This window comes from Streptomyces tubercidicus (assembly GCF_027497495.1).
Taxonomy (GTDB): domain Bacteria; phylum Actinomycetota; class Actinomycetes; order Streptomycetales; family Streptomycetaceae; genus Streptomyces; species Streptomyces tubercidicus.
In genome coordinates this window covers 2677052-2695339 of the sequence record NZ_CP114205.1, presented here as the reverse complement: position 1 = coordinate 2695339, position 18288 = coordinate 2677052, and the positions used below count along the sequence as shown (strand labels likewise).

Annotated in this window: 18 protein-coding genes; 11 read left to right on the top strand and 7 right to left on the bottom strand. The window is 72.4% G+C overall.

What is annotated here, in order from left to right:
* The first annotated feature begins 35 nt into the window (after positions 1-35).
* Positions 36-1637: a Na+/H+ antiporter gene (locus STRTU_RS11375; RefSeq protein ID WP_159743436.1), complete on the top strand. Its 1602-nt coding sequence runs from the start codon at positions 36-38 to the stop codon at positions 1635-1637.
* A gap of 30 nt (positions 1638-1667) precedes the next feature.
* Here STRTU_RS11375 and STRTU_RS11370 read toward each other — a convergent pair whose 3' ends face one another.
* A complete protein-coding gene (locus tag STRTU_RS11370; protein ID WP_159743435.1) occupies positions 1668-2600 on the bottom strand; it encodes a 1-aminocyclopropane-1-carboxylate deaminase/D-cysteine desulfhydrase in 933 nt (310 codons plus the stop codon).
* Positions 2601-2712: 112 nt separating this feature from the next.
* Entirely contained in the window at positions 2713-2946 is a 234-nt protein-coding gene (locus tag STRTU_RS11365) for a hypothetical protein (RefSeq protein WP_042148542.1), read from the bottom strand.
* A 97-nt stretch (positions 2947-3043) separates the two neighbouring features.
* Here STRTU_RS11365 and STRTU_RS11360 point away from each other — a divergent pair, with 97 nt between their 5' ends.
* The 3 genes from STRTU_RS11360 to STRTU_RS11350 all read left to right on the top strand — a co-directional run bounded on the left by STRTU_RS11360 (position 3044) and on the right by STRTU_RS11350 (position 5090).
* On the top strand, positions 3044-3778 hold the full coding sequence (locus tag STRTU_RS11360; RefSeq protein ID WP_159746844.1) for a helix-turn-helix transcriptional regulator: 735 nt from the start codon (positions 3044-3046) through the stop codon (positions 3776-3778).
* A gap of 10 nt (positions 3779-3788) precedes the next feature.
* Positions 3789-4712, top strand: a complete 924-nt coding sequence (locus STRTU_RS11355; protein ID WP_159743434.1) for a glutaminase — start codon at positions 3789-3791, stop codon at positions 4710-4712.
* Between the two features lie 144 nt (positions 4713-4856).
* Positions 4857-5090, top strand: coding sequence for a hypothetical protein (locus tag STRTU_RS11350; RefSeq protein WP_159743433.1), 234 nt, complete (start codon positions 4857-4859; stop codon positions 5088-5090).
* A 31-nt stretch (positions 5091-5121) separates the two neighbouring features.
* On the opposite strand, the gene STRTU_RS11345 is transcribed toward STRTU_RS11350, so the two are convergent.
* The 4 genes from STRTU_RS11345 to STRTU_RS11330 form a co-directional block, all read right to left on the bottom strand.
* A complete protein-coding gene (locus STRTU_RS11345; protein WP_159743432.1) occupies positions 5122-5544 on the bottom strand; it encodes a VOC family protein in 423 nt (140 codons plus the stop codon).
* 122 nt (positions 5545-5666) lie between these two features.
* Positions 5667-6605, bottom strand: a complete 939-nt coding sequence (locus STRTU_RS11340; protein ID WP_159743431.1) for a beta-ketoacyl-ACP synthase III — start codon at positions 6603-6605, stop codon at positions 5667-5669.
* A gap of 236 nt (positions 6606-6841) precedes the next feature.
* Positions 6842-9121, bottom strand: coding sequence for a heavy metal translocating P-type ATPase (locus tag STRTU_RS11335; RefSeq protein WP_159743430.1), 2280 nt, complete (start codon positions 9119-9121; stop codon positions 6842-6844).
* Between the two features lie 89 nt (positions 9122-9210).
* Positions 9211-10251, bottom strand: a complete 1041-nt coding sequence (locus STRTU_RS11330) for a helix-turn-helix transcriptional regulator (RefSeq protein WP_159743429.1) — start codon at positions 10249-10251, stop codon at positions 9211-9213.
* A gap of 219 nt (positions 10252-10470) precedes the next feature.
* Here STRTU_RS11330 and STRTU_RS11325 point away from each other — a divergent pair, with 219 nt between their 5' ends.
* The 5 genes from STRTU_RS11325 to crcB all read left to right on the top strand — a co-directional run bounded on the left by STRTU_RS11325 (position 10471) and on the right by crcB (position 14711).
* A complete protein-coding gene (locus STRTU_RS11325) occupies positions 10471-12090 on the top strand; it encodes an MFS transporter (protein WP_159743428.1) in 1620 nt (539 codons plus the stop codon).
* A 270-nt stretch (positions 12091-12360) separates the two neighbouring features.
* Positions 12361-13446, top strand: a complete 1086-nt coding sequence (locus STRTU_RS11320) for a magnesium and cobalt transport protein CorA (RefSeq protein WP_159746843.1) — start codon at positions 12361-12363, stop codon at positions 13444-13446.
* A gap of 73 nt (positions 13447-13519) precedes the next feature.
* On the top strand, positions 13520-13957 hold the full coding sequence (locus STRTU_RS11315) for a fluoride efflux transporter FluC (protein WP_159743427.1): 438 nt from the start codon (positions 13520-13522) through the stop codon (positions 13955-13957).
* A complete protein-coding gene (locus STRTU_RS11310) occupies positions 13954-14340 on the top strand; it encodes a DUF190 domain-containing protein (RefSeq protein WP_159743426.1) in 387 nt (128 codons plus the stop codon). The genes STRTU_RS11315 and STRTU_RS11310 overlap by 4 nt, the downstream gene beginning before the upstream one ends.
* On the top strand, positions 14337-14711 hold the full coding sequence (gene crcB / locus STRTU_RS11305) for a fluoride efflux transporter CrcB (protein WP_159743425.1): 375 nt from the start codon (positions 14337-14339) through the stop codon (positions 14709-14711). Before STRTU_RS11310 ends, crcB begins: the two co-directional genes overlap by 4 nt.
* A 207-nt stretch (positions 14712-14918) precedes the next feature.
* Here the strand turns inward: crcB and snpA are convergent, their stop codons facing one another.
* Entirely contained in the window at positions 14919-15584 is a 666-nt protein-coding gene (gene snpA, locus STRTU_RS11300; protein ID WP_159743424.1) for a snapalysin, read from the bottom strand.
* A gap of 218 nt (positions 15585-15802) precedes the next feature.
* Here snpA and STRTU_RS11295 point away from each other — a divergent pair, with 218 nt between their 5' ends.
* Positions 15803-16762 (top strand): LysR family transcriptional regulator, encoded by a 960-nt coding sequence (locus tag STRTU_RS11295; RefSeq protein ID WP_167539129.1) that lies wholly within the window; start codon positions 15803-15805, stop codon positions 16760-16762.
* Between the two features lie 199 nt (positions 16763-16961).
* Positions 16962-18275, top strand: a complete 1314-nt coding sequence (locus tag STRTU_RS11290) for a cation:proton antiporter (RefSeq protein ID WP_159743423.1) — start codon at positions 16962-16964, stop codon at positions 18273-18275.
* Positions 18276-18288: the final 13 nt, after the last annotated feature.

Sequence of the window (18288 nt, the reverse complement as noted above, 5' to 3'; positions counted from 1 at the left end):
ATGCTCGGTGAAGGGTACGGGGACGGGACGGGCCGATGGCTGTCATGCCGCTGTTTTTGCTGGTCGCGGGGAGCGCGGCGGTTGCCGGGCTGGCGCGCCGCACACCGGTCCCCGCGCCGCTGCTCCTGGTGACGGCGGGACTCGCGGCCTCCTACATCCCCGGCATCCCCGACTACACCCTCGATCCGCATATCGTGCTGCCGCTGCTGCTGCCCCCTCTGCTGCACACCGCGGCGCTGGACAGCTCGTATCTGGGGCTGCGGGCCAATCTGCGGCCGGTGGCGCTGCTGTCGGTCGGGTATGTGCTGTTCGCGACGTTCGTGGTCGGCTATGCGGCCTATCTCGTCATCCCGGGCCTGCCGCTGACCGCCGCGCTCGTCCTGGGGGCCGTCGTCGCCCCACCCGACGCCGTCGCGGCCACCGCCATCGCCCGCAAACTCGGGCTGCCGCACCGGATCACCACGATCCTGCAGGGCGAATCGCTGTTCAACGACGCCACCGCGATCACCGCGTACAAGGTCCTGGTTGCCGTGGCCCTCGGGACCGGCGCCTCCTGGGGCGACGGGGTCAAGGAGTTCGCCATCGCGTCCCTGGGCGGCATCGGCATCGGGCTCCTCCTGATGGTGCCGCTGCACTGGCTGCGCGTCCGGCTGCGGGAGTCGGCGCTGCTGGAGAACACCCTGTCGCTGCTCATCCCGTTCGTCGCCTACGCCGCCGCCGAGCAGCTGCACGCCTCCGGGGTGCTCGCCGTCGTCGTGGTCGGCCTCTACCTGGGGCACCGCTCCTGGCAGGTCGACTTCGAGACCCGGCTCCAGGAGGACGCCGTCTGGAAGATGGTCTCCTTCATCCTGGAGTCCGCGGTCTTCGCGCTGATCGGGCTGCAGCTGCCGGTCGTGGTGCGCGGGCTCGGGGCGTTCACCGGTACCCAGGCCCTCTGGTACGCGGCCGTGATGTTCGTCGTCGTGGTGCTGTCGCGGTTCGTATGGGTCTTTCCCGCGACGTTTCTGCCGCGGCTGCTGTCGGCCCGGATCCGTACCCGGGAACCGGAAGTCACCTGGACCGCACCGGTCATCGTCGGCTGGGCCGGGATGCGCGGGGTGGTCTCGCTGGCCATCGCGTTCTCCATCCCGACCGCCCTGCACGGCGGCGCGTCCTTCCCGGCGCGCAACCTCGTGCTCTTCCTGACCTTCACCACCGTCATCGCCACCCTCGTCATCCAGGGGCTGACGCTGCCGGCCCTGATCCACGCGCTGAAGCTGCCCGGCCGGGATGCCCAGGCCGAGACGCTCGCCGAGGCCGAGGCCCAGAACGAGGCCTCGCGGGCCGCCGAGGAGCGCCTGGAAGCGCTGCTCCAGGACCCGCGCAACGCCCTTCCGGGCCCCCTCGTCGACCGTTTGCGCAGCGTCTTGGAGCGCCGCCGCAACTCCGTGTGGGAACGGCTCGGCGCGGCCAACGAGGTCACCGGCGAGTCCGCCGACGAGACCTACCGGCGGCTGGCCCGGGAGATGATCGAGGCCGAGCGCCGGGTGTTCGTCCGGCTGCGGGACGACGGGCGGATCGACGACGAGATGCTGCGGACGCTGCTGCGCAGGCTGGACCTGGAGGAGGCCACGGCGTATCGGGAGAGTGCGTCTTAGGGAGGCAGCTGGTGGGGCGTCTCAGGACGCTCAGGGCGTGCCGGTGATCACGGCGACCACGGTGCTGCCGGGGGCGAAGGCGCCTTCCTCGGCCAGCGTCGTCAGCCCGTACAGCAGCTTGGCGACATAGATCCGCTCCAGTGGCAGCCCGTGCCGGTCCTCAAACGCGTCCGCGAAGGCGTCGAGTTCCGGGGTGCGGCGGGCGTATCCGCCGCAGTGGAAGCGGTCCTCCAGCCGCCAGTCGCCGCGCGGTCCGCCGAACGCCGCGCGCTGCAGCTCCTCGACCGCCTCCTGGAGGAAGTGCGGCCGGCCGCCCTTCAATACGGGGAAGCCCAGGGCGTGCTGCCCCGGCCCCAGCCCCGCGGCGAGTCCGGCGAGCGTGCCGCCCGTTCCGCAGGCCACCGCGACCGTGTCCGCGGCCCCGCGCAGCTCCCGGCCCAGCTCCGTACAGCCCTGTGCGGCAAGGGCGTTGCTGCCGCCCTCCGGTATGAGGCGGAAGGCCCCGAAGCGGTCGTGCAGCTCGGCGAGGACGTCCGGGTCGGCCCGCCGGCGGTAGCGGGCCCGGTCGATGAAGTGCAGCCGCATCCCGTCGGCGGCGCAGCGGGCCAGCGACCAGTTGAGCGGTGCGTCGGCCAGCTCGTCACCGCGGACCACGCCGACGGTGGCGAAGCCGAGCAGCCGCCCGGCCGCTGCGGTGGCCCGCAGATGGTTGGAGTACGCGCCACCGAAGGTCAGCAGCGCCCGCTCACCCGCGGCGGCCGCGGCCCGCAGATTCGGCGCCAGCTTCCGCCATTTATTGCCCGGAAGCTCCGGGTGAATCAGATCGTCCCGCTTGAGCAGCAGCCGCACCCCGCGGCGCGCGAACGGCGCGTCCTCGATCTCCTGGAGGGGGGAGGGAAGACGGGGACGCAGGGTACGCGGGTCCGGTGGCGGGGCGGGGTTGGTGCTGGTCACGCGGTTCATTGTCGCGTGTGTGGGGGGCGAGTGGGTTCGTTCCGTGCCCGGCCCCCGACGGGCGGAACAGCGGGCCGTCCGTCGGCCCGTGTTCTGCCCGTCAGGGCCTGTGCAGGTGCGTTCAGTCGTGCAGGAAGGCGTCGCCGTGGGCGTTCACGTGCGCCTCCAGTGTGTTGAGTGCGTCCTGAGTCGCCTCGGGGGAACCGCTGCCTCGCCGTTCGGCGAAGTACGCGGCGCCCAGTTTTCTCAGCAGTTCGGTGCCGGCGCGGTTCTGCTGCACCTCGTCGACCTTCTGCTTGCCCTGTGCCAGCCCCTGCCGTGCCTGCTCTTTGGCGCGGTCGAGAAACCCTGACATGTGCCACCTCCGTGAGGTCCGTGTCGTAAGGGATCAACGGCGCGGACGGCCGTGGGGTTCCCGTGCCAGGCTGGGGCATGTGGGCGAAACGCGCGACATGAAGGGGCCACCCGGCGTATCCGGCGGGTACTGGGAGCGTGCCTCCCGGGTGGGTGGCGCGGTGCTGTGGGCCCGCACCATGCAGTCGTCCGCCCGGCCGGTGTTGCCCGATGGGTGTACGGATCTGATCTGGAGCGGGGGCCGGCTACTGGTGGCGGGGCCGGACACCGGGCCGCAGTCCGTGGACGGTGTGCCGCCCGGTACGCCCTTCGTGGGGCTGCGCTTCGCGCCCGGCCAGGGGCCCGCGGTCTTCGGCGTACCGGCCAGGGAACTGCGCGATCGGCGGGTTCCGTTGGCGGATCTGTGGCTCGCCGGCCCCGTACGGGAGCTGACCGAGCGGCTGGCGGCCGCCGGGGAGGTGGGGGGCGCCGGCCGTGTGGGCCGTCTCCTGGAGGAGGCCGCCGGGGCGCGGCTCCGGGAGGGGAACGGGGAGGACGGGCGGGTCGGGGCCGTTGTCGCGGCGCTCGGGCGTGGGTGTTCCGTAGGCGAGGTCGCCGGGGCCGTCGCGCTCAGCGAACGCCAGCTGCACCGGCTCAGTCTGGACGCGTTCGGTTATGGCCCCAAGACCCTGACCCGGGTGCTCCGACTGGTGCGCGCGCTCGACCTGGCGCGTGCCGGGATGCCCTACGCACAGGTCGCGGCGCGGGCCGGGTACGCGGACCAAGCGCATCTCGCGCGCGAGGTGAAGTCGCTGGCAGGGGCCCCGATGGGGGTGCTGCTCGCCCCGGGTTAGCGTGTCCGTCATGGACTACCAGGCCGTTCTTGAGGAGGTAGCGGCCCATGCCCGGCCGTATGTGCGACAGGGGCGGGTCGCGGACTACATACCGGCGCTGGAACGGGTGTCCGAGGACCGTTTCGGGATCGCGGTGGCGGACATCCACGGCGAGGTGTACGGGGTCGGCGACTGGGAGGTCCCGTTCTCCGTCCAGTCCATCTCCAAAACGTTTTCGCTGGCGCTGGTGATGGCCCAGAGCCACGGCGGCCATGACGACGGGATCTGGCGGCGGGTGGGCCGTGAGCCGTCCGGTACGCCGTTCAACTCGCTGGTCCAGCTGGAGGCGGAGAACGGCATCCCGCGCAACCCGTTCATCAACGCGGGCGCGCTGGTGGTCACCGACCGGCTGCAGACCCTCACCGGTGACGCCAGCACCTCGATGCTGCACTTCCTGCGGGAGGAGAGCGGCAACCCTGACCTCGCCTTCGACCAGGCGGTGGCCGACTCCGAGGCCGAACACGGCGACCGCAATGCCGCCTTGGCGCACTTCATGGCGTCCTTCGGCAACCTGGAGAACCCCGTTCCCAGCGTCATCGAGCACTACTTCTGGCAGTGCTCGATCGAGATGAGCTGCCGGGATCTGGCCGTGGCCGGTGGCTTTCTCGCCCGCCACGGGCTGCGCGCCGACGGCAGCCGGCTGCTGGAGGCCCGCGAGGCCAAGCGGATCAACGCGGTCATGCTGACCTGCGGGACGTACGACGCGGCGGGGGAGTTCGCCTACCGCGTCGGGCTGCCCGCGAAGAGCGGGGTCGGCGGCGGCATCATCGCGGTCATCCCCGGCCGCTGCACACTGTGCGTCTGGAGCCCGGGACTCGACGCCCGCGGCAACTCCGTGGCGGGGGCGGCGGCCTTGGATCACTTCACGACGTTGACGGGGTGGTCGGTCTTCTGAGCGGGGGCGTGGGGGCTTGATTGCTGCTTGGGCGGTGTTCTGACCTGGGACGGGCCGGGGCCCCGCCCCTTGTCCCCGCCGCGGGCCGTTGCCGTTGTGGCCTCCTCACCGCTGCCGCATCGTGGGCGTAGGAGGTGCACCGCCATGGAGCACGAGATGCGCGCTGAGTACGAGGAAGGCGTTCTGCCGCACGCGGACACGCCGGTGAAGATCTGGCACATGGTGCGACTGGACGGCACCACGGCGATGTGCGGACGGGAGCTGCCCCCGGCGGCCGCCACCCAGACGGCCGACGTGTGGGGCACGCCCCAGGGAGAGCCGTTCTGCCACACCTGCGGCGCGCTGTACCTGCGCGAGCATCCCGGGGACATCGGCTAACGGCCAGGAGGGCGTGCCCCGTCCCGCGCTCCTAGGGGAGGGGAGCGAACAGGTCGACCCCGTGGCCGTCCGGGTCCTGTACGACGGCGTAGCGCTGCCCCCAGAAGGCGTCCCACGGTGGCTTCTCGCCCGTGTACCCGGCGTCGGTGAGTTCGGCGTAGAGCTTGTCGACCTCGGCGGGGCCGGCGCACTCGAAGGCCAGCCCCGTGGGGGTGCCGCCCTCCGGCGGGGTCCAGTCCGGGTCGATGGCCCGTGCGGTCGCGTGGCTGTCCCACATCAGCCGCAGACCACCGGGAAGCGATGCCTCGGCGTGCGGGGCGGTGTCCGCGTCGGCGGGGACGTCCAGGCCGAGGCGGCGGTAGAAGGCGAGGGCGGCGGGCATGTCGGCGACGACCATGCCGATGGCCGCGAACCGCGGTACGGAGGGTGTGGCGGGGGTGGGTGAAGTGCTCATACGGCGAGCGTAGGCAGCCCGCCGGACCGCGTCTTGAACGAATCGGACGCGGGCCGGGGGCGTTTACGGGAAGTCCGACGCGGGTCGGGACCGATGCACGGGAATCGGACCTCGGCGCCGCCTCACGGGCAGTGAATGACCTGTCCCGCGTACGAGAGGTTGCCGCCGAAGGCGAACAGCAGCACCGGGGCGCCGGAGGCGATCTCGCGCCGCTCGACGAGCTTGGACAGGGCGAGCGGGACGGAGGCCGCGGAGGTGTTCCCGGAGTCGACCACGTCCTTGGCGACCACCGCGTTGACCGCGCCGATACGCTCCGCGACCGGCTCGATGATCCGCAGATTGGCCTGGTGCAGCACCACCCCGGCGAGATCGGCGGGGGTGATCCCGGAGCGTTCGCACACCGTGCGGGCGATGGCGGGCAGCTGGGTCGTGGCCCAGCGGTAGACGGTCTGGCCCTCCTGCGCGAACCGGGCGGGCTCGCCCTCGATGCGTACCGCGCCGCCCATCTCCGGCACCGAGCCCCACAGCACCGGGCCGATCCCGGGCTCCGGCGCGGCGCCGATCACCGCGGCGCCCGCGCCGTCGCCGACCAGCACACAGGTCGAGCGGTCCGTCCAGTCGACCACGTCGGTGAACTTCTCCGCCCCGATGACAAGGGCATGGGTCGCGGAACCGGCGCGGATGGCGTGGTCGGCGGTGGCCAGCGCATGGGTGAAGCCGGAGCAGACCACGTTGAGGTCCATCGTGGCGGGGGCGGCCAGGCCGAGCCGGGCGGCCACCCGGGCCGCGGTGTTCGGGCTGCGGTCGTGGGCCGTGCAGGTGGCGACCAGCACCAGGTCGATGTCCTGCGGGGCCAGGCCACTGGCGGCCAGGGCCTTGGCCGCGGCGGCCGCCGCCATCGAGTCCACGGTCTCGTCCGGAGCCGCGACATGGCGGGTACGGATGCCCACCCGGCTGCGGATCCAGGCGTCGTCGGTGTCGACGATCTTGGCGAGGTCGTCGTTGGTGAGCACGCCGGAGGGCTGGTAATGGCCGAGAGCCAGGACGCGTGACCCGGTCATGAGTTCCCCTGTACGTGGGTGGGCGGTATGTCCACCAGTCTCACCCCTGGTGCCCGCCGGGCGGCTGCGTGAACTGCCAATGTTCCGTCGCGAGAACTGGAGACACTTGTCAGAACCGGGGAGATGCGGGGGGTGATCGGCAGCGGGGCGGGCAGGGCGCAGGGCCCGTTACGGCACGGGCCGGACACCCTCCACCACGGGCCGGACACCCTCCATCACGGCCCGGACACCCCGCGTCACACCATCGCCCGGAACCGCCGCAGCCGCAGGCTGTTGCCGACGACGAAGACCGAGGAGAAGGCCATCGCGGCACCGGCGATCATCGGGTTGAGCAGTCCGGCGGCGGCCAGCGGCAGCGCCGCGACGTTGTAGCCGAAGGCCCAGAACAGATTGGTCCGGATGGTGCCGAGCGTCGCACGGGCCAGCCGGATGGCGTCCGCCGCGGCGCGCAGATCGCCCCGTACGAGGGTGAGGTCACCGGCCTCGATCGCGGCATCCGTGCCGGTGCCCATCGCCAGCCCGAGGTCCGCGCGGGCCAGCGCGGCCGCGTCGTTGACGCCGTCGCCGACCATGGCGACCGAGCGGCCCTCGGACTGGAGCCGGGCGATCACCGCGACCTTGTCCTCGGGGAGCACCTCGGCGATCACCTCGTCGATCCCGACCTCGGCGGCCACCGCCTTCGCGACGGCCTGGTGGTCGCCGGTCAGCAGGACCGGGGTCAGGCCCAGGGCGCGCAGCCGGCGCACCGCCTCGGCGCTGGTGGGCTTCACCGCGTCGGACACCACGAGCACCGCGCGCACCGCGCCGTCCCAGCCGACGGTGACCGTGGTGCGGCCCTCGGCCTCGGCCGCCTCCTTGGCGGCCGTCAGCTCCGGCGGCAGCACCTGGCCCGCACCGTTCAGCAGCTGCGCGCGGCCCGCCAGGACGGCATGGCCGTCGACCGTTCCCCGCACGCCCAGGCCCGGGACGTTCACGAAGTCCGTCACCGCGGGCAGCGTGGCGCCACGGGACTCGGCCCCGGTGGCGACGGCGCGCGCGACGGGGTGCTCGGAGGCGTGTTCCAGCGCGCCGGCCAGCCGCAGCACCTCCGGCTCCGTCTCTCCGTCGGCGAGGTGGACCCCGGTCAGCGTCATCGCTCCGGTGGTGACCGTGCCGGTCTTGTCCAGGACGACGGTGTCCACCCGCCGGGTCGACTCCAGCACCTCCGGGCCCTTGAGCAGGATGCCGAGCTGGGCGCCGCGTCCGGTACCGACCATCAGCGCGGTCGGGGTGGCCAGCCCCAGGGCGCACGGGCAGGCGATGATCAGGACGGCGACGGCCGCGGTGAAGGCGGTCACCGCGCCGTGCCCGGTGCCGAGCCAGTAGCCGAGGGTGCCCAGGGCGAGCGCGATCACGAGCGGGACGAAGACCGCGGAGATCCGGTCGGCCAGCCGCTGCGCCGCGGCCTTCCCGTTCTGGGCGTCCTCCACCAGCCGCGCCATACGGGCGAGCTGGGTGTCCGCGCCGACCCGGGTGGCCTCGACGACCAGCCGGCCGCCCGCGTTGACGGTGGCGCCGGTGACGGTGTCGCCGGGGGAGACCTCGACGGGCACCGACTCACCGGTGAGCATCGAGGCGTCGACGGCGGAGGCGCCCTCCACCACCGTCCCGTCGGTGGCGATCTTCTCGCCGGGCCGTACGACGAAGCGGTCCCCGACGTGCAACGCGCCTACGGGGACCCGGACTTCACGGCCGTCCCGGAGCACGGCGACGTCTTTGGCGCCCAGCTCCAGCAGCGCCCGCAGTGCCGCGCCCGCCTTCCGCTTGGCGCGCGCCTCGAAGGAGCGGCCGGCCAGGATGAAGGTGGTGACCCCGGCCGCGGCCTCCAGGTAGATCGCGCCGCTGCCGTCGGTACGGGCGAGCGTCAGCTCGAAGGGGTGGGTCATCCCCGGCATGCCCGCGGTGCCGAAGAACAGCGCCCACAGCGACCAGCCCAGCGCCGCGAGGGTGCCCATCGAGATGAGGGTGTCCATCGTGGCGGCGCCGTGCCGCAGATTCGTCCAGGCGGCCCGGTGGAACGGCCAGGCGCCGTAGGCGACCACCGGGGCGGCCAGGGTCAGCGACAGCCACTGCCAGTTGGTGAACTGCAGGGGCGGCACCATCGCCATCAGCACCACCGGGACGGTCAGGACGAGGGAGATCAGCAGCCGCTGACGCAGTGCGGCGCGCGCCGCGCCGTCCCGGTCATCGGCCGCATCCGAGGTGCCATCGGAGGGTTCGTCCCCGGACGGCGCGGCGGCCGGCGGCTCCGGGACCACCGCGGTGTAGCCGGTCCGCTCCACGGTGGCGATCAGGTCCGCGGCCGCGACACTGCTGTCCGGCGCGACCGTCACCTGCGCCTTCTCGGTGGCGTAGTTGACCGTGGCGGTGACGCCCTCCATGCGGTTGAGCTTCTTCTCGATGCGGGCGGCGCACGAGGCGCAGGTCATCCCGCCGATCTCCAACTCGACGCCGTGCGCTCCGGTCGCGGTGGTCATGCCGGCTCCTCGGTCTGCTGCGAGTGCGTGTCTCCAAGGAGAACCTTATACCCCCCTAGGGTATTCCCTCCGGGGGCGGCGCGACAGCGTCACGGCGTCGCGTCCGCATCCCCGCCCGTCTTCCTGTCCGTCTTCCCGCCCTTCTCCCCGTCCGCAGCCCCGCCCGCGTCGCCGTCCGTCGCCCGGCTCGCCCGGCCGCCCATCGCCCGTAGAAACGCCGCCAGCTCCGGTGGTTCGTGCACGGTGAACTCGTGCCCCAGTAGCGCCAGCCGTACCGCCAGCCACTCCAGCGCCTCGGGGGTGCTGTGCCAGCGGCAGGACGTCGCGTCGACCGGTTCGACCCCGCCCGCCGCCGAGCCGCCCAGCCGTGCGGCCACCTCCGCGGCCGGTGCGTACACGGTCGCCACCGCCCGGTAGGTCGTGACCATCCCCTGCATCCGCTCCCGGACGTAGGCGCCCGCGTCGGCGGCAGGCAGGGTACGCGGCGCGGTCCGGACGCCGGTGGGGAACGGTTCGCTCAGCCGGTCCACCCGGAAGATCCGCCAGTCCTCGCGGTCGTTGTCGTACGCCACGAGATACCAGCGGCGCCCCGACGCGACCAGGCGGTGCGGCTCCACCAGGCGCTTGCTGCGCGCGCCGGCCCCGGCCCGGTAACGGAAGCGCAGCCGCTCATGATTGGCGATCGCGGCGGCGAGCACCGTCAGATGCTCCGGGTCGACGGTCGGGTGGTCGACGGTCGGCAGCGCGACGGTGGCCGTGCCGAGCGTGCCCACCCGCCGCCGCAGCCGGGCCGGCAGCACCTGCTCCAGTTTGGCGAGCGCCCGTACGGACGCCTCCTCGATGCCCTCGATGGTGTGCCCGGCGGCCGAGCGCAGACCGACCGCGATGGCCACCGCTTCGTCGTCGTCCAGCAGCAGCGGCGGCATCGCGGCGCCCGCGGCCAGCCGGTAGCCGCCCTCCGCGCCCATCGTGGCGTGCACGGGGTAGCCCAGCTCGCGCAGCCGGTCGATATCGCGGCGGATCGTCCGGGTGGTGACCCCCAGCCGCCCGGCCAGCTCACTGCCGGGCCATTCACGCGGGGTCTGCAGCAGGGACAGCAGATTCAGCAGACGCGCCGATGTCTCACTCATGGCATCGATGATGGCGCTTTCAGTAGGACACAAACTGTCCTATACGGGGCCTAGTGTCGGGGATCTCGATGCTTCGACGCCAGGGCGGCCATCGCCCCAGGGTGGCCATCGCCCCAGGGCCGCCCATCGCCCCAGGGCCGCCCATCGCCCCAGGGCCGCCCATCGCCCTGAGGCACCCGGCGTCGGTTTCCTTCCGCACCGTTCCCCTGGAGATCGCCCATGACCACAACCGTGCCCGCGGCCCCCGAGGCGGCCGCCCCGGCCCCGGCGCCCGCGCCCGCCGACCGCAGACGCTGGATCGCGCTCGCCGTCCTGCTGACCGCGAGCTTCATGGACCTGGTCGACGCGACCATCGTCAATATCGCCATTCCGAGCATCCAGCGGGACACCGGCGCGAGCTTCAGCGCCGTGCAGTGGGTCACCGCCGCCTACGCCCTGGCCTTCGCCCTCGGCCTGATCACCGGCGGCCGGCTCGGCGACATCTACGGCCGCAAGCGGCTGTTCCTGCTCGGCATGGGCGGCTTCACCCTCGCCTCCGCGCTCTGCGGCATCGCGGCCGGCCCCGGGATGCTGATCGGCGCACGGGTGCTGCAGGGCGCGATGGCCGCGCTGATGGTGCCGCAGGTGCTGGCGATCATTCACGTCAGCTTTCCGGCGGGCGAGCGCGGCAAGGTCTTCGGGATGTTCGGTGCGGTGGTGGGCCTCGGCGCGGTCTGCGGCCCGCTGATCGGCGCCCTGCTCACCGAGGGCGATCTCCTCGGACTGGAATGGCGCCCGATCTTCCTGATCAATCTGCCGGTGGGCATCGCGGGCATCCTCCTCGGCCGCCGCTTCCTCACCGAGTCCCGGGCCCCGCGCGCCCTGCGCGTCGACCTCCTCGGCACCGCGCTGGCCACGGTGGGCCTGCTGATGCTGCTCTACCCGCTCACCCAGGGACGCGAGTCCGGCTGGCCGTGGTGGGGCTTTGTCTCGATGGCCGCGAGCCCGCTGGTCCTGGCGGTCTTCGTCCGCTACGAGCGGATCAAGGCCCGCAAGGACGGCTCACCGCTCGTCGAGCTCTCGCTCTTCCGGGTGCGGACCTTCGCCGCGGGCGCCGGTGTCCAGCTGACCTTCGGCGTGGTCAGCGGCCTGTTCTTCCTGGTCTGGACGCTCCATATGCAACTGGGCCTGGGCTGGGGCCCGCTGCACGCCGGGCTGACCGGGGTGCCGTTCTCGCTCGCCTGCTCCGCCGCGGCCGGGATCTCCGTACAGAAGCTGGTGCCGCGGTTCGGACGCGCGGTACTCCAGGCCGGTGCCCTGATCATGCTCTCCGGTGCGCTGCTCTACCTCTGGGAGGCCGGGCAGTACGGCACCGCCCTCCAGTCCTGGCAGATGGCACCGGCGATGCTGCTGATGGGAGGCGGTATGGGCCTGATCGTCGCCCCGATCGCCGACGCGGCGATCTCCGAGGTCCCGGCCGCGCACTCCGGTTCGGCCTCCGGCATCTTCAACACCACCGGCCAGCTGGGCATGGCACTCGGCCTCGGTCTGTCGTCGGTGGCCTTCTTCGGGGTCGTCGGCGGTACGGGGGCGGCGGGAGGTGCCGGGGCCACGGCCGGGCTCGGCCCCTCCTTCGTCGACGCGACCACCCACGCGCTGTGGTGGATCTCCGGCGGGCTGGTCCTCATCTTCGGCCTGCTGTTCCTGCTGCCGCGCCGGGCGCCCGCGGTGCCCGCCATGCCTGAGATATCTGAGATGGGCGAGGTGTCCGCCCCGACCGCACCCGAGCGGACGGCCCACGCCGACGCGGAGGCGGAGGCAGAGGAGCGGCGCCCCGTGGCGGTCCCCGCCGCAGGATGATTCCGCTCACGGCCGCGCGCCGCCCCCGCCGACCGCCCGGCGGCGGCGCGCCCCGGCCGCCCGATTGAGGCCGGTCCGCGAACTCTGCCGGACCGGCCCGCAGTTGACGGCCGCCGCGGTACGGAGGGCCCCGGGGGCCCGGCCCGCGCGCCCCGCCGCACTCCGGAGCGCGCCGCACAACCCAGGGTTTCCGCCCCGCCCCGCTGCGTAAAAACGGCCGCTTCGCCGTACCGTTCGCGGCCGTCCCCGGGCCATACTGGCCCGGTGTCGATGATCAGCAACCTCCGCAAGGCCGTCCGGCTGCCGCAGCCGCGCCGCCGGGGAGTCGACCTCAGCCACCCGGCGCGCTCGCCGCTCGGCACCGCCGTGGTGAACTGCGCGGTGTACGTGGACGGCGTACGGCAGAAGGGCGACCACCCGGCCGATGTGGCGATCCGCCGGGTCCGGAAGACCGGCCGGGGATTTGTCTGGATCGGGCTGCATGAGCCGTCCGAGAAGGAATTCGCCGGAATTGTCGAGCTGTTCGGACTCCATCCGCTCGCCGTCGAGGACGCGGTCTACGCCCATCAGCGGCCGAAGCTGGAGCACTACGACGACTCGCTGTTCACCGTCTTCAAGACCGTCCGCTATGTCGACCACGACCGGCTCACCGACACCAGTGAGGTTGTGGAGACCGGCGAGATCATGGTCTTCACCGGCACCGACTTCGTGATCACGGTGCGGCACGGCGGGCACGGTTCGCTGGGTCCGCTGCGCGAGCAACTGGAGTCCGTGCCAGAGCAGTTGGCGCTCGGGCCGTCCGCCGTGCTGCATGCCGTCGCCGACCTCGTCGTGGACGACTACCTCGATGTCACCTCCGCCGTCCAGAACGACATCGACGACGTCGAGAGCGAGGTCTTCTCCGTGCGCGGCAGCGGCGGGGCCGGCCGGATCTACCAGCTCAAGCGCGAGCTGCTGGAACTCAAGCGCGCCGTGGCCCCCTTGGACCGGCCGATGCGGGAGCTGGCGACCCATTCGATGTCCGAGGTCGACCCCCGGATCAAGACGTACTTCCGGGACGTCGCCGACCACCTCGACCGGGTCACCGAGCAGATCACGTCCTTCGACGAACTGCTCAACTCCATATTGCAGGCCCACCTGGCCCAGGTGACCGTCGCCCAGAACGAGGACATGCGCCGGATCAGTGCCTGGGTCGCGATCCTGGCGGTGCCCACCATGGTCTGCGGGGTGTACGGCATGAATTTCGACCATATGCCGGAAAAGCACTGGACCTTCGGCTATCCGCTGGTGATGACCGTGACGGTCACCCTCTGCTGGCTGATCCACCGCGGCTTCAAGCGGAACGGCTGGCTCTAGGAGGGACACGCCCTGAGCGGCGGGGCCTGCGGGGCGGCGGTAGCCTGAGATCGCCGATGATCTCGGGAGACACATGAACGAGCGACACTGCCGGGTGGCCCCCTGGCAGGGGCAGTGGCCGGTGATCGGGGTGGTGGCCGCGGGCGGCGGTATCGGCGCCGCGGCCCGTTACGGCGCCGTTCTCCTCTGGCCCACCGGGGACGGTGCTTTTCCCTGGACGATCCTGGCCGTCAATGTCGTCGGCTGTGCGCTGATGGGCGTATTGATGGTGATGGTCACCGAGGTCTGGCCGGCCCACCGGCTGGTGCGCCCCTTCCTCGGCACCGGCGTCCTCGGCGGCTTCACCACCTTCTCCACCTACGCCGTGGACATCCAGCGGCTGATCGACGCCGGGCACCCCGCCGCGGCCATGGCCACGCTCGCGGGCACGGTGCTCGCCGCGCTCGCGGCCGTATGGGGCGGGGTGACCGGCACCCGGGCACTTCTCGCACTGAGGCGGCGGACGGTATGACACACGGCACGGCACACCCCGGCGGCACCCCGGCGCTCCGGCTCACGGTCCTCGTCGGCGAACAGGACGTCTGGCACCACAAGCCGCTGTACGCGGAGATCGTGCACCGCGCCCGGGAGGCCGGACTGGCCGGGGCCAGTGTCTTCCGCGGCATCGAGGGCTTCGGCGCCGACTCCCTCGTGCACACCCAGCGGCTGCTGTCGCTGAGTGAGGACCTGCCGGTCGCGATCGTCATCGTCGACACCGGGGAACGGATCCGCGCCTTCCTCCCGCAGCTGGACGAACTCCTCGCGGGCGGCGGCCTGGTCACCCTCGACCCGTGCGAGCGGATCAGCAATCCGCGCCCCGGCGGTACGGCTCCGGCGGAGGGCGGTGGCGGGTGAACTGGCTGCTGGTGGTGGCCGGGGCGGTGGTCGGGGCGCCGCTGCGCTTCCTCACCGACCGCTATGTGCAGTCCCGGTACGACACGGTCTTCCCCTGGGGGACGTTCCTCGTCAATGTCGCCGGTTCGCTGATCCTCGGCCTGGTGACCGGTGCGGTCGCCGCCGGGGCCGCCTCCTCGCACGTCCAACTGCTGCTCGGCACCGGCCTGTGCGGGGCGCTGACCACCTACTCGACCTTCTCGTACGAGACGCTCCGGCTGGTGGCCGACGGGGCGCGGGGCTATGCCGTCGCCAATGCCGTGGCGAGCGTGGCGGCCTGTCTCGCGGCCGCGTTCGCCGGGGCGGCCGTCGCCCAGGCGCTGTGGGGCTGACCCGGGCGGCAGACGAAAGCGGTGGGGCTCCGGGGGAGCCCCACCGCGTGGGCGGCGCACGACATGCGAGGGCTGGTGGGGTACGAGGACCGGCCGCCAGGTTCCGGCACTCGACAGCCCCAGGCCGTACACGGTCCGGCCACCGTCAGCACGGCCGGTCCGCGGGCCTCCGCCGGGATTCGTTACCTCAGCGGGACGCCGGGTGGGTCAGGACACCTTGCCGAAGCGGATGCCCGCCAGACCGTTGGCCCAGAGCTCGTTCACCTTGGCCGTCTCGTTCGCGTCCGGCTGGGCGTTCTGGCAGGACGTGCCGGGGCCGCCACCGGACATCAGCTCGCTGCACGGGCCCTCGTAGTGGTCCGGCAGACCCAGCACATGGCCGGTCTCGTGCGCGGTCACGCGGGTGGAGTTGTACTCCTGGTTCTGCTTGTAGTCCAGGAAGACGAAGCCCTTGCCGTGGCCGTCGGTGCTGGCGTACGAGCCGCGCGGGTCGTCGCCCTCGCGGTACTCGAAGTCGCCGCCGCTGCCTGCCTGGAGCTTCACGTTCTGCACGGCACCGTTCCAGATGGAGGTGCTCTGCGCTATCTGGTCCGCGAACTTCGGGGCCTTGCTGGCGTCGTAGGTGACGGTGACCGAAGCCGCGTCCGGGTGCGCCTTCATCTTGGCCTTGGCCGACTTGATCACGGCCTCGAAGAACGCCTTGGTGTCCGCCTTCTCGGCGGCCGAGCCGTTGTACGCCGCGATCGAAGCGGCGGTGCTGTGAGGGGAGTTGGTGGGGGAGGGGGAAGCTGCCGACACCGGCGCCGCGGCTGCGAGCGCGGCGACGAGGCCCAGACCGAGCGCCGCCGACAGCGCCGTCTTAGGAGATCTCATGTGGGGGCTCCTTAATTTCCGAGGGCCGTACGGCCGCCGTGTGGGGCGGCGACCGGGGCCCTGCGGATTTCTTGGTGCCGTTGAGTCTGGACGGAGTTCACCCGGAAGACGGAGATGTTAGGTGGCGATAGCACCAGCCAATACCCCGCGGAAAAAACGGAGTTCGGGCAGGTTTGAGAGTCTGGTGTGACGTATACCGACCTCGTTATGCTCCGGACGTGGAGCTAGAGGTAAGGCATCTTCGTGCATTGTGCGCCATCGCCGACACCGGCAGCGTACGCAAGGCTGCCCGGCAGCTCGGCATGACCCAGCCTTCGCTGACCACCCAGCTCCGCCGCATCGAAAAAGCCCTCGGCGGCCAGCTCTTCTTCCGTGAACCGAGCGGCAGCCGGCCCACACCGCTGGGGCATTCGGTGCTGTGCCGGGCCCGGCCCATCGTGGCCGAAATGCGGGCACTTCTTGACGAGGTCGCGTCGGCCTCCCAGCACGAACAGGGCGCACGGCTGCACATCGGCAGCACCAACAGCCCCGCCGTCGCCGGCTGGCTGCGCCGGCTGCGGGTGCGGCTGCCGGAGACGGACACCACGATAAGAACCGATGTGTCCGCCAACGCCCTGCTGCACATGGTCGCGACAGGACAGCTCGACGCCGCCTTCGTCCACGAGGTCGAAGGCGCGCCCCTGCGGGTCCCCGACGGCCTGACCGAACACGAACTCATCGCCCGGGAACCGCAGTTCCTCGCCCTGGCGGACACCCACCCCGCGGCCGCCCAGGAGGTCGTCCGGGTGGCGGACCTCGCCGACGCCCAGTGGATGGTCGACCCGACCGTGGACGGCGAATGGGCCGGCCTGCGCCGCATCTGGGCCGCGGCCGGCATCAACCCCCGGGTCGTGCACGGCGACTACCTCACCACCGTCGATCTCGTCACGGCCGGCGAGGTGGTCACCCCCTGCCAGCCGACCGCCCGCCCCCGGCACGGCATGGCGATCCGCCCCCTGTACGGCGACCCGCTGGCCGTCCGCCTGTTCATGGCCTGCCGCCAGGAAGGCACCCCCGCCGCCTCGGCGGACGACCTGTTCGCCGACCTGACCGCCTCGTACATGGAAATCGCCTGGGCGAGCGACGCGTACCGGGCGTGGCTGGTACGGCACGACGGGCCGATGCCGGTGGGGACGTAGGCCCGCTTCGCCTGGCCGGCGCCTACCGGGCGCCCCGTCCGGGCGGCGGTGCTCCGCCGGTCCCCGGCCGGGCGCCGGACGCTTTCTGCCCCCAACCGTGTGAAAGGCGCGCGCCCGCTCCTCCGGGAACGGCCGGGCCGCGGCGTGATGGCCGAGAGTGGGAGGCCCGAGCGCCGACGCGGCCAAGTCTGGAGACCCTGTGGACGGCTCCCTTTCCCTGGTTCTGCTCCTGCTGTTCCTGTGGTGCCTGTGCTCGCGGCGGATGGAGCGCTTCGAACTCACCGCACCGGCCGCCTTCGTCCTGCTGGGCCTGCTGCTGGGGGAGGGCGCCGGGGTCCTCGACCTCGGCCTCCCGCACGCGACGGTCAAGGCGCTCGCGGAGATCACCCTGGTCTGGGTGCTCTTCACCGATGCCGCCCGGCTCTCCTTCCGCGCCCTGCGCCCCGAACTCGGCCTCTACGTACGGCTGTTGGGCATCGGACTGCCGCTGTGTGTGGGCCTCGGCGCGCTGCTGGCGGCCGCCCTGCTGCCCGGGGTGTCGGGCTGGTCCGCCCTCTACGTCGGCGCCGCGCTCGCCCCGACGGACGCCGCGCTCGGCGCCACGATGATGGTCAACCCCGTGGTGCCCGCGAGGATCCGCCGGGTCATCAACGTGGAGAGCGGCCTCAACGACGGCATCGCCACCCCGCTGGTGGTGCTCGCCCTGGCCGGGGTCTCCGCGGCCGAACACACCGCCGGGCCGGACGCCACCGGCCATGCCCTGGTGCAGCTCGCGGCCGGTGCCGCGTACGGCGCGGTCCTCGGGCTGGCCGCCGGATGGCTGCTGCGCACCACCCTCCGCAACGGCTGGGCGGCCGAGGACTTCGCCGGCGCCGGCGTCCTGGCCCTCTCCCTCCTCGGCTACACCTCCGCCCTCGCCATCGGCGGCAACGGCTTCGTCGCCGCCTTCGTCGCCGGCCTGGCGTTCGGCACGACCCACGGCGCGCCCCCGCGGGTGCTGCTCTACGTCGAGCAGTCCGGGGCACTGCTCTCGGCGCTGGTGTGGCTGGCCTTCGGCGCCGTGCTGCTCCCGGAGGTGTTCGCCCAGATCACCTGGCAGGCCGTTGTCTACGCCGTACTGAGCCTGACGGTGATCCGTATGCTGCCGGTGGCGCTGTGCCTGGCCGGCAGCGGGCTGGACGCCCGAACGGTGGGCTTCATCGCCTGGTTCGGCCCCCGCGGCCTGGCCTCCATCATCTTCGGCCTGCTCGCCGTCGAAGAACTCACCCCCGCCGGCGCCCGCCCCGTCCTCCCGGTCATCGCCTGCACCGTCCTCCTCAGCGTCCTCGCCCACGGCCTCACCTCCGAGCCCCTGGCCAACCGCTACGGACGGGCGGCAGCGGCGAAGACCGCCGGCGAACCCACCGCTCCGATCGAGGAACTCCGGGTCCGCGGAATGGCGGCCGGCGGCCTGCACCGCACTCCGAAACCGCAGCAGCCGACCCCGCCGCCCCGCCCGGACGCACCGGAGTGAGCCACCGGAGGAA